The sequence below is a fragment of the Legionella sp. km535 genome, from assembly GCF_003990085.1.
Taxonomy (GTDB): Bacteria; Pseudomonadota; Gammaproteobacteria; order Legionellales; family Legionellaceae; genus Legionella; species Legionella moravica.
This window is the reverse complement of the sequence record NZ_RZGU01000010.1, coordinates 73,970-99,527: the sequence shown is the minus strand read 5'-3', so window position 1 is coordinate 99,527 and position 25,558 is coordinate 73,970. Positions and strand designations below refer to the sequence as shown.

The following is a 25,558-nucleotide window of genomic DNA, read 5'->3' as shown; positions in this document are numbered from 1 at the left end:
AGAATGCTCGAACGCATCATACATTTTTCCCTGAAGCACCGATGGCTGGTTTTGTTGTTTACTCTGATTATTGCCGGACTTGGGGTTTATAATTTTCAGCAACTTCCAATTGATGCTGTTCCTGATATTACCAACGTTCAAGTTCAAATCAATACCGAAGCTATAGGGTATACTCCACTGGAAGTGGAACAGCGGATTACTTTTCCGATTGAAATTGCCATGAGCGGTATCCCGAATCTTGACTACACCCGCTCTTTATCCCGTTATGGTCTCTCACAAGTCACGGTAGTTTTTAAGGAGGGCACTAATATATATTTTGCCCGCCAGCTGATCAATGAACGACTTCAGGAAGTTAAAAACAAGTTACCTCCTGAAGCAGAAACCAAATTAGGTCCTATTTCTACCGGATTAGGTGAAATATTCATGTATACCGTGAATAACAAACCTGGGACTCCAGCCAGTAAACAATTCAGTTCTACTGAACTGCGCACCATCCAGGACTGGATCATCAAACCGCAACTTAGAAATGTTCCCGGTGTAGCTGAGGTCAATACGGTTGGTGGATATACAAAGCAAATTCATATTACCCCTGATCCAGGAAAACTGGTGCGTTATCATCTTGGCTTAAAAGAGTTGATAACTGCTTTGGAGCGTAATAATGCCAATATAGGTGCAGGGTATATTGAGCGAAATGGGGAGCAATACCTTATTCGAGTACCCGGCCAGGTTCAAAATCTGGATGATATTAATAATATAGTCATTGAGAGTTTCGAAGGCACACCCGTTCGTATACTTGATGTGGCTGAGGTAAAACAGGGTAGGGAATTGCGAACCGGTGCTGCAACACAAAATGCTAAAGAAGTGGTTCTTGGTACCGTCTTTATGCTGATGGGGGAAAACAGCAGGACTGTAGCCCAGCGTGTGGCAAAGCAATTGACCTTGATTAATAACTCCTTGCCTGATGGAGTCGAGGCCCTGCCTGTTTATAATCGCACAACACTGGTCAACGCGACGATTAACACAGTAAAAAATAATTTACTTGAAGGTGCTTTGCTGGTGTGCATCGTTTTATTTCTTTTTCTCGGTAATATAAGAGCTGCTTTGATTACGGCGATGGTTATTCCTTTATCCATGTTATTAACCATTAGCGGAATGGTCAGTAATAAGATCAGTGCCAATTTAATGAGTCTTGGCGCTCTTGATTTTGGTTTAATCGTTGATGGAGCGGTGATCATTGTTGAGAATTGCATCAAGCATTTAGGTCATGCCCAGCAAGAGCTTCAACGCGTTCTTAATTTGGAAGAACGTCTGCAGGTGATTGCTGAGGCGACCACTGAAGTCATTCGCCCCAGTATTTTTGGGGTATTTATCATTACTGTAGTGTACTTGCCTATTCTTACCTTGACTGGTGTTGAGGGGAAAATGTTTTTGCCTATGGCGGAAACGGTGATTATCGCACTGTTGGCCTCCATGGTGTTTGCCCTTACTTTTGTTCCGGCAGCTATTGCGATTTTTCTCAGGGGCAGGGTTCAGGAAAAAGACAATATTTTGGTACATTACTTAACAAAAGGATATGAACAAATATTAGCTGTCTGTATCCGTGAGCGAGTTAAGGTACTGATTTCAGCACTGATGCTGGTGGTCGTGAGTCTGATGCTGACCTTTCATTTAGGAGGGGAGTTTATTCCCAGCCTGGATGAAGGGGATATTGCCATGCATGCCATGCGTATTCCGGGGACCGGATTGGAGCAGGCCATTACCATGCAACATCTTGTTGAGGAAAAGATCAATCAATTCCCTGAGGTAGAGCGTGTATTCTCTAAAATAGGAACAGCTGAAATTGCTACTGATCCTATGCCCCCAAATGTTGCAGATACCTTCATTATTATGAAACCTCGGAGTCAATGGCCTAATCCTAAAAAAAGCAAGCAACAACTGGTGCAGGAAATTGAACAGGGCGTGAAGGAAATACCTGGCAATAATTATGAGTTTACCCAACCCATCCAAATGCGTTTTAATGAGTTGATTTCCGGTGTGCGCAGTGATGTTGCAGTAAAGATTTTTGGCGATAACATGAGCACTTTAACGGCGATTGCCGAGTCTATTAGCGAGCAATTAAAAAAAATACCGGGCTCTGCGGATATTAAAGTGGAACAAGTGGATGGATTGCCTCTTTTTACCGTGGCAATCAATCGAAATGCGTTATCGCGATATGGATTACAGATTGCTGACGTACAGGATGCTATTGCCATCGCGATTGGTGGTAAAAAAGGTGGCGAACTGTTTGAAGGGGACAAGCGATTTGATTTAGTGGTGCGTCTTCCTGAACAATTACGAACGGATCCCCAGGTGTTGCGCAGAATACTCATCCCCTTACCTCTTGCCAAGGATGGAGAGCGTCATTTTATTCCGCTTAGCGAAGTAGCGGCATTAATACGTAGTGAGGGTCCCAATCAAATCAGCCGTGAAAATGGAAAACGGCGTGTGGTTGTTAGCGTTAATGTGCGGGATCGGGATTTAAGTTCTTTTGTTAATGAAGCACAATTGAGTGTGGAACAGAACGTCAAAATACCAAGTGGTTATTGGATAGTCTGGGGCGGTCAGTTTGAGCAGATGGAATCAGCATCACAACGATTGGCTCTGGTAATCCCGGTCACTTTGCTGGTCATTTACTTTTTGCTTTTTATGAGCTTTGGCAGTGCACGGGATGCTTTGTTGGTTTATTCCGGTATTCCAATGGCACTAACCGGAGGAGTGTTTGCCTTGTTATTACGAGGTATTCCGTTATCTATTTCAGCCGGGGTTGGTTTTATTGCTTTGTCTGGGGTGGCGGTTTTAAATGGTCAGGTCATGATAACGTTTATTACTAAATTACGTGAACAGAAGCATCTTGGTTTGGAGACGGCAATCCTGCAGGGTTCAATCTCCCGATTACGTCCCGTATTGATGACTGCCCTGGTGGCTTCCCTGGGTTTTGTTCCTATGGCTTTAGCGACTGGGACGGGAGCCGAAGTTCAAAGACCTCTGGCAACTGTTGTCATTGGAGGCATTATCTCTTCGACTTGTCTGACTTTGTTGGTCTTACCTGGATTGTATTATTTATTTCATCAGCGCGACAAAGAGTAGGCTGGCTGCTTTGATGTTAAGAAGCCCAACGATTTGAATGGATATTGGGTAGCCATGATTGGATTTTAATTCATTCTGATAGCTGCCCCGTATTTTTATTTAACTGTTCAGCAGGTCGGTTTAGATAGGATTTATTATTTAAACGCCAGTAAGAACGTTGAGCAATAAAAGGCATGAGCAACAAGTTAATGATTTTATTGTCCTTTTTCTGCAGGTAAGCTGGAACCCCGATGGTAATTGAATTCTGAAACACATTCAGTTTTATAGTCTTATGCAGTCTATCCCAAAAAGAAAATACCACCCCATAATTACGGTTTGTTTCATCCATATAGTTTGAATGATGGATGCCATGCATTCTTGGCGTGACAATCACTTTATTCAGTACTTGCTCAAGGCTTAAAGGAAGGCGTGTATTGCTGTGTTGAAAATAGGTGCTGGCCTGAAAAATAAATTCATAAAATAGGAATGTCAGAGGATCGATGCCAATAAAGGTTAACTGAACTAATCTGAATGCACTGGAGTAGGCAATTTCAACCACATGAAAGCGCATGGATGTGGTTACATCCAAATCCGGATCGGCATGATGAACATTATGAAATCTCCATAACAAGGGGATTTCATGATTGAGTCTATGCCAATAATAAAACGTTAAATCCATTAACATAAATCCTAATAAAAATTGGATCAGGGTATTGGAAGGGAACAAAGACAACAACCCAAAGTCATGAGACAGGGTAAGGTTGATTGTGAATTGCACTGCTGGGACAATAAATATTTTGGCACTAAAATAAACCAGAATGGTGAAGGAAAAGTTAACAATCCAGCGATCCATTAATCGTCTGACTGGTTTTCTTAGGGGCTTTTTGTATTCAAGGAGTAATAAAGAACTGTAAATAATGGCCAGTGTTATTGCGCTAATAAACTGTATTTGGGTGAAATCACTCAATGAAATCATGTCATTATCCTCATGCTTCTTTACAGCCTGAATTATTCTATTATGAGTTGTTTGGTTTATTTTATTAAGTCATTACGCTTTATTTACTGCAGAAACCTCAGGATGTATTAATTCCCTTTTTTGATCTAATCCCTCGGCAAAGAACTCCAGCTGCCATCCAGACTTAGCTGGTATGTTTATTAATTGATTGAAGGATGTGATGAGTTCCTCATCGGTCTTTTTATAATTATCAATGGTTGGATAGGATTCTGCGTCTTTACGATGGGGTTCGAAAGCATGAATCAGCTTTTCAAAATAGGACACTGTAACGAAATCATCACGCTTTGCGATTCGCATACTGGTTTGTTTCTGTTCGCAGCGGACATAAATAAAATGCAGATCATCGAATTCAGCAAGAAACCATTGTCTGTCGGATTCACGTAGCATGGCCTGAGATACAATGATTAATGGGTTGTTTTTCTTGAGTTCTTTTATTTTATTAGCGATTGTTGTGCTTAGTTGGGCTGTCATTTCACGTGTGAAGGGTTGTTCCTCGCGGACTGCCCGTTTCATTTCGTCAGTTAAAGCCTCGTCGCCATCCCAATAACATGCTCCAGACTCTTGTTCCATGAGTTGACCAATGTAGGTTTTCCCTACTCCGGGTAAACCAAATAAAAAGACTATCATAGAGTTCCTTTTTTTGTCACATCATTGACCTAAAGTGTGGGGTCGTGTGTAAAAATCGTATTCCTCACTCAGGGAAAAGTAAAGAGCGTTGTGTTGGCTAATGCATGAATTAGAAATTATATGATTATTTTGCAATACATCTTGAACCTTGTACACAGAATAAGTTATTAATCAATCTGAGCTTGAAAGAAGCTAAATACCAAATAAATAGATTGGCGATCAAATAAAGGACTAAAGATATGTATCATGACAAACTGATCGAGAAAAGGCCAAAAAGAGCATCACCACCTAATGCTACGCACAGTCGTGCACTTGCGAGTCGCTTTATTCTGAATGCTGAGGCTGATAGAACGTATTATCTGAGAAGCACCGTTCAAGGGATAGGCAATTTTATTACGACCCGGGCATCAGAGCTTTACAAAACTCTGGCACTGACTTTTTCATTAGATTCAATGGATTTCACCAGTTTCAAAACATACATATGGCCTGTAATTTCATCAGGAGCTGCTCTAGTCATCGGTGAATACGTCATGGGAGGAGTCAGTGAATTTCAAACCGGTGTTCCTGAATATGATTTTATTTACAAATTCTTTTTTGGTGCGGCAGTCTTAGGTTATTGCGCGATGCAACGTATTACGGAAACTGAATTTAAAACCACGGCAGGACTTTCTGCTGCTGTCGCTAGTGAAGTGGTAGCAATTACCTATCTGTACAGCTCGATTTTCAGCGGCACCCGAATGATGATAGGTGATTCTTTATCAGAGGGCTATGCCTTTGTTGCCAGTTTAGGTACCAGCGCTCTGGTCGTACCAAGCAGTATTGCTTTTTTGACCCAAAAGCTGCAGGAGGTATTGGTCAGGTACCAATACGGTCAAGGGGCACAGCGATCTGATACTGCAGTGATAAGCAGCGGGTTAACCCCATTGTCCAATCTTTATTTTCAGATAAATCATTTTCTGGTTTCTGAATTGATATCCAGTTCTCGTTTGTTTCAGTTAGGATTAATTTCACACAATATTCTGAATGCGGAGCGTATTGTTCAGAAGTTCAGAAATCTTCCTGCTTTATTAGCCGACTTAACTCCTGCAACGATTCGAAAATTGCTTGATCAGCAAAAAAAACTCAAACAGGATTATGACTACAATAATACTGTCCACAAGGTACTTCGATTTACTGCTCAGGGAGCTGCATTTGTTGAAATACCAAGATTTCGTTTGAGAACAGGCGATTTGGTTTACTGTGATGAGCGTGTTGATTTGTCCTCAGTGCCTTTATCTGGAGAACTTATTGCATTACAAAGAAACCAGGAAGGGCATTTTTTAGAAATTCCGGAGCAAAGAAAATTCAGTGTCAATCTGAGAGCTCAGAACGGGGAAGACGTCTGGATAGAGCATTTATCCAAACCTGATTTTACCAGTAAATTCAGTAAAGTTGATTTACATGCCATTCATGATGGAAAGCAGGCCGGTGTATTGGTTGGTGATAAATTGAATCTGTATGGGAATGATAATATGTTCATACAGATTAAACCGGAGAAGGAGTTATTGCTAAGCGGTGGTTATGAGAAAAAATCAGTTATTAATCTAATCATCGCTGAACGCAAACAAAGAAGTGTTTTACATTCAATTCTGGCATCCATCGTTATGGCTGGGTTTTTACACAGAGACATCACTACTCTGCCCGCTGAATCCTTGCGTTTAATGTTTACTTTATTTCAAACCATGATTCCTTTTTCTGAGGCATTCTTACGTGATGCAGTAAACAGTCGATTAATGAAAAAATTGAATAAAAACATGGGCGATAAACCTTTTGAAACGATTGATGCGCTCAGAATAGTGGATTTATGTAATGCTCTCGGAGGTTATTATCATGATCGATTTCCTAATGGTGTAGCGATTATTTCTGATAAAACCGGAACGTTGACTACGACTAAAATGGACATTCTGGGTCTGTGGACTATGGGGATGCCTGAAAATGTTCAGCAGTTATTAAGTGAAAAAAAGGAGCCGCTACTTCCAGAAGAAGGCTTACAACGGGAATCATTTGAAGTGTTCGCCAGTGCGTTTACCAATAACAAAAAAGAATTGGAACCAGAAGAACATGCAATTTTGCAATTATTCAAGTCATTAGTACACAATGAGCAGTGTTTGCAGGTCACCATTCTAGGCAATAATCATTTTAAGAAAATCATTACTGTTGAGGGCAGAGAGAAGGAAATTGAAACCTTTCATCTTGGTTTATATCGTACTTTCGGTGGGCGTTTTACTTTGGTTGATGAAGGTAAAGCCCATTATTTGGTATTTTGTGGTGTGCCAAAGCAAGATGCATTTAATAACAGTACCTTATTGCAGCATTATTCAGCAATGCAAAGTAGAACGGGAGTGTTATCCCGAGACTGGTGTATCGCCCGAACGCCTGTTTCAGAGCAGGAGTTGATGTGTTTAAAGCAGTTATTTGATGAGGATAATAAAAAGGAAATTGAAGCGTTTATTCTGAATCATCCTGAAATAATAAAAAACATGCGGCATTATGTGACCTTCATTATTGATAACCCGGTAAAAAAAGGAGCAGAACGATTTATCGGACAATGCCGGGACATTCAGGTTCCTGTTTTTGTGGCAACGGGTGATACGACCAAGGCTGCGGAAAATATAGCCCGAGTTTTATGTCCTTCCTTTGCGAAAAAAATTCGGTCAATTCGTGCGGATAGTGTGGCGCATTTGGATCTTGACGCTCTGGATGAAGAAGCTATTCCTGCTGATTCCACGATTATCTATTCTGGCATCAATCCTGTTGTTCTTTCCCACTTCAAGCAATTGTTAACCAGGGAGAAAGCGATGCGGCCGGTTATTATTTTTGCTGAAATGAGTACAGAAGGAAAAGGTATATTAGCTCAATTCCTTAAGGATAATCAGTTTTTTGTCGTGGCCAATGGGGATGGTACTAACGACGTTATGATGATGAAAAACTCAGATGTAGTCATTGCTCATTATTCTGATGACAATACCTTTGCACCTGGTGTTGACTCCTTATCCAATATAAGCGATGAACAACTGCGTCATCTTTTTGGATCGAAACAATCCTTTTATGAGTTATTTGATATTCATCTTCCAGCTAGTTTGTTTACGCAGCAATTTACTCCTCTGGCTAATTCGCAGGAAAAACCCAGTCTGGCTTTGGCACTTAAAAGTGGAAAAATGAGTTTTGAATTAGCTCATGCTGTTGGAGTGACTGGTGTGAAAGAAATGTATCAGCAGCATTGGTTCAGTGTTGCCTTTGATTTGATGTGGTTGTGGATTGCTTTCTACGAAATTAATCAAAGCGCTGATTTACCAATGGACAACCAAAATATAAGTGCCTCTCATTTTATTTCTCAATCCATGGGGATAGTCATGATGATTGCTGTTGTTCAGTCACTGGCTAACTATGTTCTGGCTGGAGAGTCTACCAATTTGACGACCATGCTTCTTATGTTATCGATTCTACCTATTGTACTTAAGAGTATTTTCTCGGGATTCAGAATGGTGCAGGATCAATTGTATCCAGCTCCTGAAGTGCATGAAAGCGAAGAAGTTGAGGAACCGCAAATTTCTTCTCGTCGAGGCATTATGGGGTATTTGGGTACTTTATTCAGACCAGCGCGGCAGAGTATACAGCCTGATCGAGCAATAAAAGATATGCCGCAATTAAACGATGTACCTGAATTTAACTGATCAGTCATATTTTTTTAAAAGCGTCTATAATCAGTACGAGTTTCAATCATAATTAGGGAATACATCATGTATAAAAAATTTCTATGGATGGCCGCACTTGTTTGCTCTATGGTTTTGAGTCAATCCTCCTTTTCGGATTCATGGGGGTGTGGGGAAGGTTTAAAATCCATGTTGCAATCGTTGAAACTGGATGATGAGCAAAAGGCTAAAATTAAACCTATGTTAGATCAACAACAGGCATCAATGAAGGATTTTGGTACTCAAATGAGTGTTTTGGATGCGCAAATCGAACAACAAATTAATGCCACCAAATTCGATCAATCTGCCCTTGATGAGTTGATTGATAAAAAAGCAAAACTGATTGGTTCCATGATTAAAACGAAAATTATGACCAAAATGCAGATATATTCTGTTCTTAGCGCCGATCAAAAAACCGAACTTCAGAATATGATGAAAAAACTGGAAGATAAAATCGCGGCACAATTTAAAATGTGCCACCAAAATGATTAGAGCCGTTGAATTATTAATCTCAGGCACCTGAATGTATTTTCGGGTGCTTGTTTCTCATGCTAACTAATTGATTATTCATTATATTACCCAGATAATAAAGTTCTGGTGAGTGTCTCTTGAAATCGTCTGGAGAGTCTATGACTAAAAAATCCCATATTCTTTTAGCTTGGGTGCCGCATTTATTTTTATTTTATAAAGAAAAAGTATTTAAAAAACTGATGCCCATCATGCTGGTTTTGACGGCTTATGCCATAGTGATCGGTATATGGTTTAAAAATGCTTCGGGCTATGATCTGGGGCAATTTCATTTAATTTTCAGTTTTATTTTAACCATCATTATCAGCTTTAGAGTCAACAGCAGTTATGGACGATGGTGGGAGGGACGTACGCTTTGGGGATCTATTGTCAACAACAGTCGAAACCTGGGATTAAAATTTGATACTTTTTTTGGATTGAGTCAGCATCCTGATTTTTACCTTTTGTTAAAGAAATTGCCTCTCATCATCAAGGCCAATTTGCGCAACGATACCAAATTATTAAAGGATGAGTTGAGCGAGTTAGGTATTACGGAGTATAAATCGCAACAACCTGTTCTTTTGGTAACCCAGCCCATGTATCGAATCATCAACTCGTTACGCAATGGCACTCGCGACAGAGCGGAACAATGTACTCAGTTGGAAAACCATTTAGCTGCTTTAATTGATATGTCCGGAGGATGTGAACGTATAGCAAACACCCGGGTTCCTCCTGCTTTTGCCTTTTTTGTGAAACAGGCATTGTTGTTTTATTCGTTAATGTTCCCTTTTGGATGGGTCCAGACCTTCGGGATTTTGATCATTCCCATGATGCTCATGATCGTTTATGTTTTATTAGGTTTGGAAATTCTCTCTGAAGAGTTAGAGGATCCTTTTAAAGTGTGCGATAACGGATTAAACCTTGATGTGATTGCTCGGAAGATTGAACTGAATATAGTGCAAATCGCAGAGAATGATTTAAAACCCTGATTTGCGGCTAGCGAGTCCAGGGAATCTTAATTGGCGCTGTTTCCGCCATTTCGAATCCTTGGACTTTGTTTCGCAGATCATGTTTCTCTCAATTAAGTTCCAGAAAGAGTATCCAAATTAAGAGAGTGGTTGCTTATTCGATTTTTCACACGTACATGAATCAGATAGATAAGCACACTGCCAACAAGCGCACAGACAGGTATGACGGTCAACGCATGTTGAAAGCTTGCAACACTGTATTGTTTCATTCCTTCCGGATTTAACGAACCGTCCCAAGACCAGTCCATGACTCGTCCAATCAGAGTGTGAAAGAAGGAACCGCCTAACATGTTGATGCAGTTTAAGAATGCGATGGTTATTCCAAGCTGTTTATAGGAAACCAGAGTAGAACCAGCAGCAAATACAATAACTTGATAGCAGCACATGAGACCAATGATAAAAAACAACAGGCTTAATAACCAACTGTTCATCACGCTATTGGATACCAAGAGCATAAAAGCCAGAGCCAGGCCTGCACCACACATCCCTATAACGAAATAATTACCCAACTTTTTACTTAAAAATGCAAGTACAGGACCACCGAAGATCATGCCTATATATATAAATGAGATCAATGAGGCTGATTCTGCTTTATCAAAATGATAGGCGGTCATTAAATAAGGAACTCCCCAAACATCTGCAAAGCCTTCCAGGGCTCCTACCATCAACAAGTTTGCCAGGGCCAGAGTCCAGATGATCCACGATGAGAATAAAGAAGACAGGTTGCATAGCTGGAGATCCTCTGTTGGTTTATTTACTTGATTCACAGGACTACGGACAACCAAATAGGTACACAATCCTATGGATATTGCGATTAATGCAAGGGCGAAGCCTACTTGCTGTCCATTATAAGTTTGAATCCATTGGGTGAGCGGTTTTCCACCATAGACAGCGCCCATAAGACCCACGCTAAAGGAAAACCCAATCATTTTGGCGTAGCTCTCACTGCTAAACCATTCGGAAACGACTTTGGATATCCCCAGAAACCCTACAGCAGATCCTGCACCTATCATCAGTCTGCTTAACAGAGCCAGATAAAACGAGTCGGTATAACTAAAAATAAAGGCTCCCATACCGCAAAGCAAAGCGAATGTGAAAACGACTGTTCTGGCTCCAAAATTTTCGAGAAGAAAGGCCATAGGAATTTGCATTCCTGCATATCCATAATAATAAAAAGCGGCAAGAAGACCAAAACTTCCTGCATCAATTGCAAAATGGGTCATTATTTCCTGCATCATTAATCCAGGCCAAAGGCGCAGCATGAATTGAAAGGCAAAAAACGATAAGGGGAAAAACCACATCAAAAATGGTAGGTAATTTTTTGGGGTATAGTTCATGTTAAACCTCAAATATAAATCATCTGTTAAAAATCTATTGGGGCAAATTAACCGGATCAATGCGTGATCTTGCGCAGTATTGGTAAATGGGTTTAATCAGTGAATTAAGTGTTTTCGGTCTGTTATCCCGAGTCTTAAAGTGAGTTTGAGTCATAGTACCCTCCAGTTTCATCATCAGTTATTGCGATTATTCGTTCAACCTCCCTAGAGAGGTACGGTAATTGGCAATAGCTGACCGCTCTAGGGTAAAGAGGGCAAGATAATAATTACTAAGTGATTTGTTGTGGATAATACCGTACAGCATGACACGACAACTGCAGTGGAATCTGCAGAGTCAATCGTATTTTTTTGAGTACTGTACTTTTTCATAGAGTGATTAATTTGGTTATATTATTACTTCTAATCAATAAAAATAACAAAATGCGCATTGATTTGTCAATAGTAAGGCTGCTTTCTGGCACGGCTGTCCCATGAAAAATGTGACGTCTTTCCGAGCGTAGCGAGGAATCTCCTGCAAATTGGCACAATCTGAATTAATGCATTAATTATCATTACCTTTTAAACTCTTTTTTTATAAGGAATTTAATGATGTCATCAGAAGATATACTTGGATTTTTATATCATTTCGACTGATATGATTTTAATGGCCGCATTTTAATGGGATCGTGCAACCTTGCAGGAGATTCCTCGCTACGCTCGGAAAGACGTCATATTTTTAATGGGACATCCGTGTGATTTCTGGCGACCAATAGCCTGATATTCATTCGAGCAGGAGCTGAGAATGTTTTGATTACTCGGGGACTGTAAGCGATTATAGCCCCAAAGAATTTTTAGTAAGGGTTTGTAACAAATCCTCCAGCAACCGATTCATCAAATGACGTGTTCATCAGTTCGGTTAAATGGGTTAAATCCTTTGATCCCTTTCTTGTTCCTTGAGGAGCGGTGCATGCTCCTGCTGAAAACAGACCTAATCCACTGAGGGTTATTCCAATACCTGGTACCATAGAGGTACCGCAAAGGGCCGCAGTAATCATTAAGCCTGCTGCACATAAAAAGATTCCCAGGAGTATGAGTGATACACTGATGGCTTGCCACATAGGTGACGGATTCCTTGCTGCAAGGGTGCTCATCTTTTCCAGGTTGGCAATATTGTCCCTAGTCGGATGATCTATGACTAATTGAGTTTCTTTAATGTATCTTTGTACTTCAGTCAGATCTTTTTCAGTCAGAATTAATGCCTCAAAATGCTGGAGCACAACATTCATTTGACTCATAAGCTTATCATTTTCGCGAAACTGAGCATTATTTTGAATGGATTTTCTGAGTTGTTTGAGGTACTTGTTTGCCATCAGTTTATCAAATTCAGTTTGCGGGAGTTTATTTGCCTCTCTGAAGGTTTTGATAAAACGATTTTTTTCCTGTTCCGTGATAAAAGTAACCAGAACAAATTGATTAAGAATCTGTGTTAATTTATTTTCATCAATGTGCTCTACAAATTCAACGTGAGTATGCCAATGTTCTTTGGTGAGCTGATCCTGGTGCAATAGTCCATGTGTAGGATAATTACGTAAAATACAAACTTTTTGGCCTAAACTAGACCAGGCTTGATTGAGTTTTTGTGTTGCTTCACTGGTGCGATAATCACGTTCGTCGAGGGGAACGCCATTTAATTTGGGGTAAATTGTTAATGTGTTACCAAAAAGACTGAAGTTTACTTGTGCGCACAATTGGGTAAATATTGGAACAGAAGTTCCATTGCTCTTATCAGAAATGCGTTTTCCAGACATTAAATCCCCTTTGTGGTATTTTCATGAAACAAGAACTCGCATTGTATATTTTAATGCGCACGTGATCAAATTTTCTTCATTTTGATTATTGTGATGCGATGGCATAACTATTCTTTAAATACTCAGTTCATCGAATTTATTTCATTTATCTAATATTTAATCCACATGGTGTTGCTTGTCTCAATCATTGGCTTAAAATATACCGGATATGAAGCAAAGTGCATTAAATTAATTCTGGTTGGTTTAAGACATGAGTTTCCTGCTGATGTGATGTTCCTAAAGGAGATTGAACAATGAAAGTAGTTATTAAAGTTGGCACGCAAAGCATTTTATCTTCTGATGGAACTCCTAATGAGCCGGTCATGTTGCATTTAGTGGAGCAAATAGTCAGTTTGCAAAAAGCAGGGCATCATGTCGTACTGGTTAGTTCTGGGGCTGTAGGTTTTGGCAGAAAAGCAGCACATCAATTACTTGGCCGTGAATTTGGCAGTTCTCTGGGGGAAAAACAGGTATTGGCCTCTATCGGTCAACATGAATTGATTCATGTTTATTCCGCTATGTTTAAAGCCCATAATATCCTTGCCTCACAATTATTGCTAACCAAACAGGATTTTCAAACCCGACATCACTATTTAAATATTGCCCGATTACTCCGGGTTATTCTTGATCATAAAAACATAGTTCCTATCATCAATGAAAACGACAGTGTGGCAGTTGAAGAGCTGATGTTTACCGACAACGATGAGTTAGCTGGTTTGATAGCGGCTCAAATGAATGCGGATAAATTGATTATATTGAGTAATGTGGCGGGCGTTTTTACAGGACATCCAAGCGAACCAGGTTCTGAACTGATTTCTGTGATTAATCCTGAAGAGGGTTGGCCTGAAGTTTCTGCAGAAAAAAGTGCTCAGGGTCGCGGGGGGATGCTCAGTAAACTTGGAACAGCGCGTAAAATGTCTGTTTTGGGCATCACCACTCATATTGCCAGTATTGATCAAATCAATGTCCTTAAGCGGATTTTGAATAATGAATCGGTGGGAACCTGTATTTTACCCCGTAAGAAAAAATCAAACATTAAACGCTGGATGGCCTATAATAGTGATAAAAAAATGGGTTCAATATCGGTGAATACCTGTTTGCATGCCCTTTTAAAGGAAGGCAACCGTGCTATCAGTCTATTGCCTGTTGGTATTGTTGCGTGTACTGGCGATTTCAAAAAAAGGGATTTGGTTGAAATTGTTGCTCCGGATGGGGCAAAAATAGGAATTGGTATTGCACAATATGATGCCAATAAATTACAAACCTTCCTGGGCCAGAAAGACAAGCCTGAATTTATTCACTACGATCATTTGCATCTTTTTTAGGAGTTGCCCGGAATGAATGATGTTATTACTCAAATCAAGGCAGTCAAGAAAGCCAGTTATGATTTATCATCCTTAAGCGAGGAACAACGTAATCGAGTCCTGTTGAGTCTTGCGGAATTAATACGGCAATCGGTGGCGCAAATAATCCAGGAGAATAGCAAGGATCTCGCCTTGATGGCAAAGGACGATCCTAAATACGATCGATTGATGCTTACCGAACAACAGATCAATGCCATTGCTGATGATGTGGCGCTTGTCGCATCTTTGCCAAATCCTGTTGGTCAGATTCTAGAAGAAAAAATACTGCCTAATGGTTTGCTCATTAATAAGTTGTCCGTTCCTCTTGGCGTAGTTGCAGTGATTTATGAATCAAGGCCCAACGTGACCGTTGATGTGTTTACCTTGTGTTTTAAAGCAGGAAACGCATGCATACTGAAGGGGGGCAAAGAAGCCGAACACAGCAATCGTTACCTGCTGTCTTTAATTCATAGGGCTTTGAATTTACATGGTATTGATGGCAATTGCGTCTATTTATTACCCCCAGATCGTGAGGCTACTCATCAGTTACTTGGCGCAGTTAATCTGGTTGATGTGTGCATTCCCAGAGGCAGTCAGGCTTTAATTAATTTCGTTCGGGAACACGCTAAAATTCCTGTCATTGAGACTGGTGCGGGCATTGTGCATACCTATTTTGATATCAGCGGCTCTGTAGAGAAAGGGCGTTTAATCATTAATAATGCAAAAACAAGAAGAGTCAGTGTATGTAATGCCCTGGATACTTTGGTCATTCATCAACAATGCCTGGATAAATTGTATGCATTGGTTGAATTGTTGGCAGCACATCGGGTGGCGCTTTTTGCCGATGAGTCAAGTTATCAGGTTCTGAAGGATGTCTATCCGTCTGATTTGCTGCATCACGCAAAACCCGAGGATTTTGGTACCGAGTTTTTATCGCATAAAATGTCCATCAAATCAGTAGGTTCTCTAGCTGAAGCAGTAGAGCATATCATGTACTACACTTCAGGCCATAGTGAAGCAATTATTGCAGAGGATAATGAAGCCATTCAGTATTTTATGAGTCATGTTGATGCAGCAGCACTCTATGCCAATGCTTCAACGGCATTTACTGATGGCGGTCAGTTTGGCATGGGGGCAGAAATCGGAATCAGTACCCAAAAACTGCATGCCCGAGGCCCTATGGGGCTGGAAGCATTGACCAGTTACAAGTGGGTCATTTATGGTGACGGGCAAATCAGAAATTGAGTAATAAGTGAATGAAGTAGAGCAGTAACTTCGTAATATCCTGGTTAATCAAAAATTACCGCATAGGAGGTACAATTGAACATTGTCGTGGTAGGAGGGGGAGCTGGAGGATTGGAGCTGGTCGTGTCTCTGGCTCGTGCTTATCGCCACAATCCGGATGTACATCTTACTTTGGTGGATCAGTCCTTGACGCATGTATGGAAACCTTTGTTTCACGAAGTAGCCAGCGGCAGTCTCAATAATATTTACGATAAAATGAGCTATCTGGCAATTGCTAAAAAAAATAAATTTCATTTCGAACTTGGTCAATTAATAAAAATTGACCGCGTGAATAAAACTCTACTAATCCGCAATCCAGATGCGCTTGAGACTCCAGAAGAGCTTATAATTCCTTATGACCTATTGATTTTGTCTATAGGCAGTGTGACCAATAATTTTAATACTCCGGGGAGTAATGAATATTGCTATTATCTTGATTTTGAACAGCAAGCAAAAACCATTCACCGTGTGTTGTTTCAGCAGTTAATTAAAAATCATTATGAGAAGGGATCCAAACCCATTCAAATAGCGATTGTCGGTGGGGGAGCCACTGGTGTGGAATTAGCGGCAGAATTACGAAACTCCTTATCGCAGTTAAGCGCGTTAATGTCACAGAAATTTAATCCTAAAGAAATTGCACGGATTCACATAATTGAAGCTGCTTCCAGAATTTTATCTCCATTGCCAGAAAACATTTCAGTAGTAACCCAAAAACAGTTGGCTGAAATGGATATTGATATTTTAACGAATACTCGGGTTATTGAGGTTAAAGAACAGGGTATTATCACTCATGACAATCAATTCATTCCTGCTGATATGATCATTTGGGTCGCAGGAATAAAAGGGCAGGAACGTGTGAAATCTCTTGCCGATTTTGAATTGAACCATGCGGGTCAAATTAAAGTAAAACCCACTTTGCAAACTACTGTTGATGATTCGATTTTTGCTTTTGGTGACTGTGCCTGTTGTATCCTTTCAGATGGAACACAAGTACCTGCTCGAGCACAGGCCGCACATCAGCAAGCTAGTTTGTTAGTTCATTCCATTGAACAGGTGATAAAGAAAAAGCCATTAAAGGAATACCGCTATGTGGATCATGGGTCTTTAGTTTCTCTAAGCCAGAAAGGAACTACTGGTGCTCTGATTCTTGGTAATGAAAAAAGCGTGTTCATTACCGGTTTTTTTGCGCGAATGGTTTATTTATTGTTGTATAAATCGCATCAGATAAAAATTATCGGTTATTGGAAAGTAGGGGTAATGACTGTTGCCAATTTTTTAATGCGACGAGTCCGATCGACATTGAAATTGCATTAGTAACCTGGTCTGCGAGAGATGCATCTGTTCGGCTGTTTGTAATTAATTCCAGTGGCATTGACTGTGGAACCCGTATTTGAAGCCTGGTTGCTGGCAACCAGGATTTTATGCACAACTCTACACGTCTTCGCAAAACCAGTCCGGTTCTACTTTATGGATCCCGCGGTCTTCGCCGCGGGATTTCGAAATGAAGCATGCACTCACATATCATGCGAATTCCCGCGGCGAAGACCGCGGGATCTAAAATACCTTAATGCTACTATCATTTCTCGTTCACAGAACCTAGAATTTTTGATAAAGCCCAATTAATTCGGCGCTTCCAATCACATGTCCTGTTATGGCATTAAGCACTTTGTCTTTGCTGGCACCTTGTTCAAGATGAACCAGATTATCCAATGCATAAAGGTTAAACACATAGCGATGTACACCCATTGGAGGACATGGCCCTTTATAATTCGTTGTACCCCAACTGTTCGTACCATTCAATGCTCCATCAGGAAGAGGGCTGGCTGGCTCCAGTTGTGTCACTGTTGGTGGAATATTAAAGATTATCCAGTGAATCCATTCTCCTCCTTGTGCATCCGGATCATGAACAACCAATACCAACGATTGTGTATTGACTGGAATATTCTGCCAGCTTAAAGGTGGCGATGTATCCGTGCCCGCGCAGGTATACTGATCCGGAATCATGCTATTGGGTTTAAAGGCAGAACTTTCAAGAGTGAAATCTGCAGCATAACTATTCATATGAATTATTCCCAGGAGCGCGAATAAAAACAAAGCCACTTTCTTCATAATGGGTTTACTCCCTATAGGCTCATGTCATTAAGTATATATAAAAATACCGTTTATGCAGCGGTGAGGGCGTGCAGTGATTCGATTGAGCTGCCCTTTATAATGGGCCGAGTGATTGATTATTTTTGACCAGGGTTGTTGCGGTAATCAAGCTGATGGTTGCCATCAGAATCAAATAATAAGCTGGAGCAATTAGGCTTGTATGTTCAATGAGTAAGGTAATGACCAGGGGGGTGGTGCCGCCAAACAGGGCCATTCCGAGATTGTAAGAAAAAGCAATTCCGCTGTAGCGTACATTTTCAGGACAATTTTCAACTACCGCTGTCAGGGTGTTTCCTTGATCCATTGAGCTGATAATGGTTGCTGTACTTAAGGCCAAAAGGGTCAGTAGGAGTGAGTTGGTTTGCAGTAAATAAAAACAGGGCAGTACCAGGATAATCACGGACATATTGGTGATCATTACCATTTTTTTACGACTTAAATGATCACCGCCAATTCCCGCCAAGGGCACCAAAATGAGCATTGCGATTAACAAGCAGCTTTGTATGGTTAATGCATCGTTGAGCTGAAACCCTATATAATGCTCAAGATAAGTGGGCATATAGCCAAAAAAAACATAATAAAAAGTAGCGCTCATGCACGTAAGCCCAAAAATTTTCAATAACTGGTAAGGTGCGAACTGGATGGCACTAAGAAATGGTCTGGATTCTAAATGGTGGTTTTTTTGTAAAAGTGAATAAACTCGTGTTTCAGATAATTTAAAACGATAATAAATAATCAATGACCCGGGTAAACCAATCAATATAAAGGGCAAACGCCACGCCCAGCTCTTAATTTCTTCAGCAGTACACATGAAATTTAGCACCATCAAGGAGACGGTAGCCAATAAAAAACCTAAATTGGCGCCAGTTGCAGCAAAACTGGTTATAAAGCCGCGTTTTTTGTGAGGAGCAGATTCAGCAAGGTAAATCATGACTCCGCTGTATTCCCCACCGATGGACAGGCCCTGGATTAAGCGTAGTATGATAAACGCTATCGGAGCTATGATTCCTGCCGTTTCATAAGAAGGTATAAGGCCAATAAGCAGAGTGGACAGGGTGATTAGAATGATTGATATTCTTAAAGTACTCGCCCGGCCTCGAGTATCACCAAAATACCCAAAGAAAATGCCGCCTAATGGGCGGCACAAAAAGCCAGCGGCAAACACTATCAAGGCATTTATAGTTGATAAGGTGCTTGAGTGTTGAGGAAAAAATTTGGCGCCGATAATTGGAGCCATGAAAATAAACAAGCCAAAATCAAACCATTCTATAGTATTACCTATACTTGAAATGAGTATTTCCTTGTTTTTCAATTAATCAACTTTTTGTTTGATGAAGTCATTGTTCATTGTGCATTAAAACGCATTGAAAAGGGAGGGTAATGAATTTTTTTCTCTCAGGTATTGAGGACGGGTGTTGTTTCCCCTCAGTTCGAGGGGAGGAAGGCTGAATCGTTAATTTATTTTGCGGTGTTTGCTTTTTTAAGAGTGACATACCGCACGATGAGAAAGCCTGAAATAATGCCCGCAAAATTTATCCAGTAAAATGGCCAGGAAAAGAGACCCAGACCAACAAGGTTTGGACCTGGGCAAATCCCTGCAATTCCCCATCCTATTCCAAATAACAAGGCACCAACGATTAGTTTCCAGTCGATTGTGTTTTGCGAAGGAAGATCATAGCAGGAGTTCATTAAAGGTTTAGCCAACCATCTGCGTAATTGAAATAATAGAAAAGTGACCAACAGAGCTGTTACAAAAGTAAGATACAGATTGATGCGGAACGTTTCGGCGCCAATTTTCAATCCCGCTATAATAATATCAGGACTGTACATGCCCGTTAAAATTAACCCGGTGCCGAACATTAATCCGGTAAGTAATGAAATGAGTTTTTTCATGAGTAATTCCTTAGTGAACCAACCAGGCGGTTATGATGGCAACCGGAAAAAAGATGGCAACTGCGGTAATGGAGCGTTTGCGCAATAGCGACATGCCACATAGACCATGCCCGCTGGTGCATCCATTAGCCAGATAGGTCCCTCCGCCAACTAACAATCCACCGGCAAATAACATCCACGGACTGATTTTAAATACAGCCAAGGGGTTAGGGATTTGTTGAGTGAGGTTAAAAATGATGCCGCTGAGTACTAACCCTGCAATGAATAATAGATTATCGTAATTGGGTTTGAATCCGGAAAAATCCCAAGAGCGAAATAATTTGCCGCTACAACCCAGAATCTGACCACGAACCAGAAGCATGATCCCTGCTGCCAGACCGAGCAAGACACCACCCAGTATCACTTTCATATCAATAATCATTTTTATGTCCTCTTATCTCCAGTACACCGTTGTATTTTTTCATGGGTCCCCGCTTTTGTGAGGTTGATAATTAAATCTTGTAGATCATTCAGGAAGAAATCTCCGCGGTTTGAAATCGGAACAGTCAACAACCCTTGAATTCTTAAAACGATCTGTAATTATTAAATTAACACGAAAGAATAAAATGTTCATGTGTCTGAGCAGGGATATTTAGTATACCTCTCACGGCTGTCCCATTAAAAATGTGACGTCTTTCCGAGCGTAGCGAGGAATCTCCTGCAAGGTAGCGCGATCCCATTAAAATGCGGCCATTAAAATCATATCAGTCGAAATGATATAAAATTCAGGTACATCTTCTGATGACATCATTAAATTCCTTGTAAAAACACAGAGTTTAAAAGGTAATGATAATTAATGCATTAACTCAGATTGTGCCAATTTGCAGGAGATTCCTCGCTACGCTCGGAAAGACGTCACATTTTTAATGGGACAGCTGTGGTATACCTCTCAGGTCAGTTGACAATTCAGATTTCGACGTCCCGCGACTTGTCCTTGAACGCGGGATCCAGTGTTTTAGCACTGTCATAATGGTTTTCGCTGCCAGCAGTGTTTTTTTATTTGAAGGTTCAGGTGAGACAACAAGGGCTCAAATCAATGATGCCCCTGTTTATGGACTGTTATCAGGATGAACTGGTCTCTGCACATCCCAATCCAGGAGTACTGCTTGATGCTGTGGGTACAATGATGTCGTTCTTAGGATCGGTTATGCCAAAAAACGACATGGAGCTGGAAGAGGCGTTTGATGTCGAGTCTGATTTAATTTCAGATATTTGTTGTTTCTCTCTGGCTTGAGCCGCAATAAATCCTTCAATCGCTTTCCTGAGAACATCTCTTCGTTCAAGATGTTTTGCTTCCTCTTCATTGGGTAAGCTGGCGAGATTAGCTGTTTTTATTGAAGAGGTATTTCGTAATTCCTCTAAATAATCCAGTCCCATTCCGATGATGAAGGCTTCGGCAGACATGGAAAATCCAATATAATCTGGTGAGCAACCCTGTTGTCGTTCTTGTTCTTTATCGACCAGCACCATCAGCTTAACAAATTCAGGATATTGAGTTAAAAATAAGTCTTTAATTGATTTTAAGGTTTTTCCAGTGTCACAGACATCGTCAATCACTATAACAGGTCTACTGAATAGTTTTACTTTGGGCAGCGCTCCCATGGTTAATTCACCTGAAACCAATTTATGGCCGTAACTGCTGACTGACATGGTGGTGTAGTTATAATTATAATGACGTGAATTCAAAGCCGAGCAGAGTAGAGAGGCAAAGGGGGTGGCACCATCCATCAGACCAACAAGGACAGGATTTGCTCCTGGAAATTCTTTTACAATTTGATCAGCGAGTTGATTGACCCGAATTAGAATATTCTCTGATGTTAATGGAGTCCCATTTTTGTCTTTAGCTTCAGGAGAGTTCTCCCAGACACGTTGAGCAATATCAAAAGCAAGTTGATCCAGTTTTTTTAACTCCGCCAGCCATTCTTCAATCATAGTTAAACTCCGAACTCAGTATTTGTATTAATAAGGCGCGCATTCTCGTTGAGAACATAAAAAATAACAACTGTTTTTTTATTGCCTTGATGCCTTCTTTAGCAGAGTTGAGTCATAAACACACCCTGGGGTTCTGCAGTGGTTTATCGGATATAAGGGATTTTTTTTGACAAATAAAAATGGCGAGCTATGCTTTACATGGTGCAATGCAACATAAGGACTATCATGCTAACTAAATCTCTTTTAAATACGGATATAAATCCTATAATCAAACCAGTTAATGAATTGATGGAATTGAATTTTAAAACCATGCAACGACTCACTTATATCACTCCAGTTGATTTTTTAAGTGTCCGTAAACCTGAAGACATCCTTCATAAAAATATGAATGCTCTGATTAAAAATGGGCAAACAGTTCTGGATTATGTGCAGGATATGTTTCATCTTTTTGAAGAAAATTTGTTTAGTAATCAAAATGGTGATGTATTGATGAAATCATCACTTGCTCCGCTTTTTTCTGCTGTTGGTCACGAAATATCAAGCACTGCAAAGACAAGTAAACATTCTGTGCGTACTGGAGTTTCCAAATCCAAAAAATCAGCAAAAACGTCCACTATGAAAGCGAAGTCTGCTGTTAAAAAATCTGTTTCGCCAGTTCATATAAGTAAAGCGAGTGCTTCTGGACAGAGTAATGTTCATCCAGTGAATAAAACTGGTGTAATGAAGCAGGCTGCTAAAAAACCAAGCCCTACTCTGAAAGAAGCGACAAAAACTGAAGTTAAGCCTGAGTTGAGCAAGGTGAGTTCATCCATCACTAATCCTCTGATCAAGCTAAGCCCTGATTCCAATAAAGACTCTTTAAAATAGGTTTTTATGAGTGAGCCGGACACCATCCTTTATTAGTCATCCTCGCGAAAGCGAGGATTGACATTAGGTACGAATATTCAGCACAACAGAGAGTCTGGCATCACCAGCCCCATTGTATGATTTGAATTAAGCAAATTGGTGATTAAAGCCCAGGTTGCTATCACTCTCCCAGGATGAATCACAGGCATCTGCGAGAACAGCAACCGGATAAGTCACAAACATCGTGGCAACAGCAAGCAAAATGGCAACAGAAGCGATGGCAAAAGTAACTGAAGCAAGCACTGGTAAAATAGGGATAACAAAGGTAAGAATACTGGTAACCACACTGGCAGCGACAATATTGACGAAAGGGTCATTATTTTTATCGTTGGCTATCGCCATAAACGTATTGGTGTAGGGTGACAGAGCGAATTTGGTACATCCCCAGAAAAAAGAACCGTAACTACTGCTTAAAGAAAGGGTGGCTGACATTTATATTCTCCAAATCAATTCAAATTGAAAAAGCTAGATTAAACCCATCCTCTGGTTGCAAATTGGGTTTTATTGATCTTTTCCGGACCATTTTTCCTGGCGGATTGTACCTATATTTTATTAACAGAATCTTAAGAATGGTCTGTTTTTTTTTAAACATTAAATTGGAGCAATACAAACAGGATAGAAGGTTGAATGGAGCCGAACCCCCAATTGGGGGTAGAGAGTAATTCGGGGCTCAGCTCCGTTTTCGTCTACAAAACACAGATTATCAATGGGTAAATTGAGATGTTGAAGTTGTGGTCATTTGTTTTTCACCTGATAATTTTGGGCTAAACAGACTAAAACCTCCCAATAATTGGCCAACAGACGCAGAGTTGTCCAATTCATTTTCTCTTGTGGCTTCAACTGGTTCTTCAATGTTATCACTTGAACGACGCAATAATTCACTGTTCACATCACCTGGAAGACGTTGCTGCAACTCGTTTATTATTCCTTCAATGGTCTGCAGTGTTTGAGAAGCAAATTTATTTTCATGTTTACTTTTAATGCTTTTTGCTCTCAAGTGCAATATTCGAGCATCTCGTGGTTTTTCAGAATCCAGGAAACTTTGGGCTTGAGCGCACAACGCTCTGATTAAATTATATATAATTTTTTCTTGCAGAGCGGCAGGTTGATCTTCAGCAGAACAACTGTCAATAACAGACAATGCGGTATTTGCCGCAGAAATTGCCTCTGAATAAAGTTTTTCCTGTAAATATACTACCGTCAAATTTGAGTATATAGGAATTTCTTTGACGGCATGCTTGCCAACAAAGCCATCCAGGTTGTAAATACTCATTGCTTTTTTGTAGGCATCTATGGCCTCCGGCATTCGTCGGCTTTTGAATAACGCATTTCCAACGTCCTTCCAGCTGACCGCTAAATGAAGCAGGTGCTGCTGAATCTCTTGATGTTCTGTCACAAAGGGTGCAGGTAAGTTGGCATGAGCCATTAATAAATTACTTTGAATCTGATTCAGTTTAGCTATAACAGTATTAATATCACTTTGATTCAGCACTACCTGATGCGCTTTATTATGACATTCAGAAAAGTTTTGACGTGCTTTATGATAATTTTGACGTGCTTCTATTTCCTTTAAAATATCACTGATGATGCCTCTTTCCTCAGGAGTTTTGCTCAGTAATATTGCTTGTCTGAATTTTAATTGTGCTGTTTCAAGGGCATTAACAAAAGTCCGTTTTACTCGTTCAGCTTCATCTATCACTTCTTGTTTGTGCTCGCGTAACAGATCGTTAATCGTTATTAAATACTCTTCAGAGTCAAAATAATGAATTTCATTATCAAAAGCTTCCATATGTTTAAATAATGCATCAATACGCTTCATTCCATCTTTAATACCATGCGCCAGATAATAGTCAAAATCAATTTGCGCATCGCCGAGAGCAATTACTGTAGGTAAATTTTTTCTTTTACAGGAGACATCCTGAAGTGCCTGGGCACTGGCAGGGAAAGACAAGAATCGCGGTTTGGGCGAAGGGGCTAAGTGAGTGTAACTAATGGATTTTGTATAACATTCGAGAACTGTTTGTACCCAATCATCATAATGTTCTTTAGGCAGATTATCGGGAGCATGTAAATACAAACATATTTTATCCTTACCAAAGCTCACACCATAACACCGGGGAAACTTGAATTCCTTCCAGCCCATTGTTCTGAGTTTCATTATTGATTGAGCAAAGGATAAAGCATCCACCATTTCTGGAAAATGCTCAATTTGAGTGCTGTCATATTGAAAACGACTCCAATCGGACTGATTTATTTTTACATAGGCAAGAAAGTGATTGCGCACCGGAAGGTCGGTAATGGTGGTCATTTTTAAAGGTGAATCAGGTACCAGATGATTCAGTGCCGCAACCACTTCTCGTCGTGATCCTGTACAATCAAAGACATAATCTGCTTCAACACGTTCTTCCACACCATCATTGTCAACAATAACACCTGGTTTTCTGGCATCCTCATGTAAGCGTATAAAGCGTTTTCTTTCGATTGTGATGCCTAATTTAGTGGCTTGTATATAGAGTGCATTTTCCAGGTCTTTGATGTGTCCAATTTTATTTCCGGACCAAAATTCAAACTGCAGTCCTGATTCTGCAACCTTAAAAACGCTTCCATTCAAGTGTCCCGGCCGAGTATAGTGACCAGCACGAGGATCATAAACGACTAGGTCACGAATGCCTTTTTTGTGTAATTTAATTGCTGTATATAAACCTGCCGGCCCCGCACCAATAATGACTTTTTTCATTACATCACCTAAGGTAATTGAAGGATTAAATCATATGATTATGATTTGAGTAAGTTGGTGCATTATAATTCGATAAGATTAAGGAATTATTAAAGAC

Annotated in this window: 19 protein-coding genes; 8 read left to right on the top strand and 11 right to left on the bottom strand. The window is 40.3% G+C overall.

The genetic code is table 11. The annotated features are described in order from the left end of the window. Positions 1-3: 3 nt before the first annotated feature. Complete coding sequence (locus tag ELY21_RS07635) at positions 4-3,126, top strand: efflux RND transporter permease subunit (protein WP_127108377.1); 3,123 nt, start codon at positions 4-6, stop codon at positions 3,124-3,126. 70 nt (positions 3,127-3,196) lie between these two features. Here ELY21_RS07635 and ELY21_RS07630 read toward each other — a convergent pair whose 3' ends face one another. Beyond that, positions 3,197-4,081 (bottom strand): sterol desaturase family protein, encoded by an 885-nt coding sequence (locus ELY21_RS07630; protein WP_233588685.1) that lies wholly within the window; start codon positions 4,079-4,081, stop codon positions 3,197-3,199. A gap of 72 nt (positions 4,082-4,153) precedes the next feature. Next, complete coding sequence (locus tag ELY21_RS07625; RefSeq protein WP_127108376.1) at positions 4,154-4,747, bottom strand: AAA family ATPase; 594 nt, start codon at positions 4,745-4,747, stop codon at positions 4,154-4,156. Positions 4,748-4,986: 239 nt separating this feature from the next. Here ELY21_RS07625 and ELY21_RS07620 point away from each other — a divergent pair, with 239 nt between their 5' ends. From ELY21_RS07620 to ELY21_RS07610, 3 genes are all read left to right on the top strand, one after another. Continuing rightward, a complete protein-coding gene (locus tag ELY21_RS07620; RefSeq protein ID WP_127108374.1) occupies positions 4,987-8,460 on the top strand; it encodes an HAD family hydrolase in 3,474 nt (1,157 codons plus the stop codon). A 66-nt stretch (positions 8,461-8,526) separates the two neighbouring features. Further along, positions 8,527-8,970 carry a Spy/CpxP family protein refolding chaperone gene (locus ELY21_RS07615; RefSeq protein WP_028384274.1) on the top strand — a complete coding sequence of 148 codons (444 nt, stop codon included), beginning with the start codon at positions 8,527-8,529 and terminating at the stop codon, positions 8,968-8,970. A 137-nt stretch (positions 8,971-9,107) separates the two neighbouring features. After that, positions 9,108-9,974 carry a bestrophin family ion channel gene (locus ELY21_RS07610; RefSeq protein WP_127108372.1) on the top strand — a complete coding sequence of 289 codons (867 nt, stop codon included), beginning with the start codon at positions 9,108-9,110 and terminating at the stop codon, positions 9,972-9,974. Positions 9,975-10,066: 92 nt separating this feature from the next. Here ELY21_RS07610 and ELY21_RS07605 read toward each other — a convergent pair whose 3' ends face one another. Together ELY21_RS07605 and ELY21_RS07600 are read right to left on the bottom strand one after the other, a co-directional pair. Continuing rightward, positions 10,067-11,350, bottom strand: a complete 1,284-nt coding sequence (locus tag ELY21_RS07605; RefSeq protein ID WP_127108370.1) for an MFS transporter — start codon at positions 11,348-11,350, stop codon at positions 10,067-10,069. Positions 11,351-12,180: 830 nt separating this feature from the next. Next, a complete protein-coding gene (locus ELY21_RS07600) occupies positions 12,181-13,137 on the bottom strand; it encodes a hypothetical protein (RefSeq protein WP_127108368.1) in 957 nt (318 codons plus the stop codon). Positions 13,138-13,430: 293 nt separating this feature from the next. On the opposite strand from ELY21_RS07600, the gene proB reads away from it, so the two are divergent. The 3 genes from proB to ELY21_RS07585 all read left to right on the top strand — a co-directional run bounded on the left by proB (position 13,431) and on the right by ELY21_RS07585 (position 17,117). Further along, positions 13,431-14,501, top strand: coding sequence for a glutamate 5-kinase (gene proB, locus ELY21_RS07595; RefSeq protein WP_127108366.1), 1,071 nt, complete (start codon positions 13,431-13,433; stop codon positions 14,499-14,501). Between the two features lie 12 nt (positions 14,502-14,513). Further along, positions 14,514-15,764, top strand: coding sequence for a glutamate-5-semialdehyde dehydrogenase (locus ELY21_RS07590; protein WP_127108364.1), 1,251 nt, complete (start codon positions 14,514-14,516; stop codon positions 15,762-15,764). Between the two features lie 75 nt (positions 15,765-15,839). Then, positions 15,840-17,117 carry an NAD(P)/FAD-dependent oxidoreductase gene (locus ELY21_RS07585; protein WP_127108362.1) on the top strand — a complete coding sequence of 426 codons (1,278 nt, stop codon included), beginning with the start codon at positions 15,840-15,842 and terminating at the stop codon, positions 17,115-17,117. 282 nt (positions 17,118-17,399) lie between these two features. Here ELY21_RS07585 and ELY21_RS07580 read toward each other — a convergent pair whose 3' ends face one another. From ELY21_RS07580 to ELY21_RS07560, 5 genes are all read right to left on the bottom strand, one after another. Beyond that, entirely contained in the window at positions 17,400-17,912 is a 513-nt protein-coding gene (locus tag ELY21_RS07580; RefSeq protein WP_127108360.1) for a YbhB/YbcL family Raf kinase inhibitor-like protein, read from the bottom strand. Positions 17,913-18,009: 97 nt separating this feature from the next. Then, positions 18,010-19,266, bottom strand: coding sequence for an MFS transporter (locus ELY21_RS07575; protein ID WP_127108358.1), 1,257 nt, complete (start codon positions 19,264-19,266; stop codon positions 18,010-18,012). A 146-nt stretch (positions 19,267-19,412) separates the two neighbouring features. Next, positions 19,413-19,847, bottom strand: coding sequence for a DUF6691 family protein (locus ELY21_RS07570; RefSeq protein WP_028384301.1), 435 nt, complete (start codon positions 19,845-19,847; stop codon positions 19,413-19,415). A gap of 10 nt (positions 19,848-19,857) precedes the next feature. Beyond that, on the bottom strand, positions 19,858-20,268 hold the full coding sequence (locus ELY21_RS07565) for a YeeE/YedE family protein (protein WP_127108356.1): 411 nt from the start codon (positions 20,266-20,268) through the stop codon (positions 19,858-19,860). 680 nt (positions 20,269-20,948) lie between these two features. Beyond that, complete coding sequence (locus ELY21_RS07560) at positions 20,949-21,818, bottom strand: phosphoribosyltransferase (RefSeq protein ID WP_127108354.1); 870 nt, start codon at positions 21,816-21,818, stop codon at positions 20,949-20,951. A 225-nt stretch (positions 21,819-22,043) separates the two neighbouring features. Between ELY21_RS07560 and ELY21_RS07555 the strand changes: the two genes are divergently transcribed. Beyond that, a complete protein-coding gene (locus ELY21_RS07555) occupies positions 22,044-22,685 on the top strand; it encodes a hypothetical protein (protein ID WP_127108352.1) in 642 nt (213 codons plus the stop codon). Between the two features lie 126 nt (positions 22,686-22,811). On the opposite strand, the gene ELY21_RS07550 is transcribed toward ELY21_RS07555, so the two are convergent. Then, positions 22,812-23,156, bottom strand: coding sequence for a hypothetical protein (locus ELY21_RS07550; protein ID WP_127108350.1), 345 nt, complete (start codon positions 23,154-23,156; stop codon positions 22,812-22,814). A 271-nt stretch (positions 23,157-23,427) separates the two neighbouring features. Continuing rightward, positions 23,428-25,461 (bottom strand): FAD-dependent oxidoreductase, encoded by a 2,034-nt coding sequence (locus ELY21_RS07545; protein ID WP_127108348.1) that lies wholly within the window; start codon positions 25,459-25,461, stop codon positions 23,428-23,430. Positions 25,462-25,558: the final 97 nt, after the last annotated feature.

What these genes read in the sequence shown, in the direction of transcription:
- ELY21_RS07555 (WP_127108352.1), top strand. Translation starts at nt 22,044, where the DNA reads ATGCTAACTAAATCTCTTTTAAATACGGATATAAATCCTATAATCAAA.
- ELY21_RS07545 (WP_127108348.1), bottom strand. Translation starts at nt 25,461, where the DNA reads ATGAAAAAAGTCATTATTGGTGCGGGGCCGGCAGGTTTATATACAGCA.
- ELY21_RS07610 (WP_127108372.1), top strand. Translation starts at nt 9,108, where the DNA reads ATGACTAAAAAATCCCATATTCTTTTAGCTTGGGTGCCGCATTTATTT.
- ELY21_RS07560 (WP_127108354.1), bottom strand. Translation starts at nt 21,818, where the DNA reads ATGATTGAAGAATGGCTGGCGGAGTTAAAAAAACTGGATCAACTTGCT.
- ELY21_RS07605 (WP_127108370.1), bottom strand. Translation starts at nt 11,350, where the DNA reads ATGAACTATACCCCAAAAAATTACCTACCATTTTTGATGTGGTTTTTC.
- ELY21_RS07550 (WP_127108350.1), bottom strand. Translation starts at nt 23,156, where the DNA reads ATGTCAGCCACCCTTTCTTTAAGCAGTAGTTACGGTTCTTTTTTCTGG.
- ELY21_RS07625 (WP_127108376.1), bottom strand. Translation starts at nt 4,747, where the DNA reads ATGATAGTCTTTTTATTTGGTTTACCCGGAGTAGGGAAAACCTACATT.
- ELY21_RS07635 (WP_127108377.1), top strand. Translation starts at nt 4, where the DNA reads ATGCTCGAACGCATCATACATTTTTCCCTGAAGCACCGATGGCTGGTT.
- proB (WP_127108366.1), top strand. Translation starts at nt 13,431, where the DNA reads ATGAAAGTAGTTATTAAAGTTGGCACGCAAAGCATTTTATCTTCTGAT.
- ELY21_RS07600 (WP_127108368.1), bottom strand. Translation starts at nt 13,137, where the DNA reads ATGTCTGGAAAACGCATTTCTGATAAGAGCAATGGAACTTCTGTTCCA.
- ELY21_RS07630 (WP_233588685.1), bottom strand. Translation starts at nt 4,081, where the DNA reads ATGATTTCATTGAGTGATTTCACCCAAATACAGTTTATTAGCGCAATA.
- ELY21_RS07565 (WP_127108356.1), bottom strand. Translation starts at nt 20,268, where the DNA reads ATGATTATTGATATGAAAGTGATACTGGGTGGTGTCTTGCTCGGTCTG.
- ELY21_RS07590 (WP_127108364.1), top strand. Translation starts at nt 14,514, where the DNA reads ATGAATGATGTTATTACTCAAATCAAGGCAGTCAAGAAAGCCAGTTAT.
- ELY21_RS07615 (WP_028384274.1), top strand. Translation starts at nt 8,527, where the DNA reads ATGTATAAAAAATTTCTATGGATGGCCGCACTTGTTTGCTCTATGGTT.
- ELY21_RS07570 (WP_028384301.1), bottom strand. Translation starts at nt 19,847, where the DNA reads ATGAAAAAACTCATTTCATTACTTACCGGATTAATGTTCGGCACCGGG.
- ELY21_RS07620 (WP_127108374.1), top strand. Translation starts at nt 4,987, where the DNA reads ATGTATCATGACAAACTGATCGAGAAAAGGCCAAAAAGAGCATCACCA.
- ELY21_RS07580 (WP_127108360.1), bottom strand. Translation starts at nt 17,912, where the DNA reads ATGAAGAAAGTGGCTTTGTTTTTATTCGCGCTCCTGGGAATAATTCAT.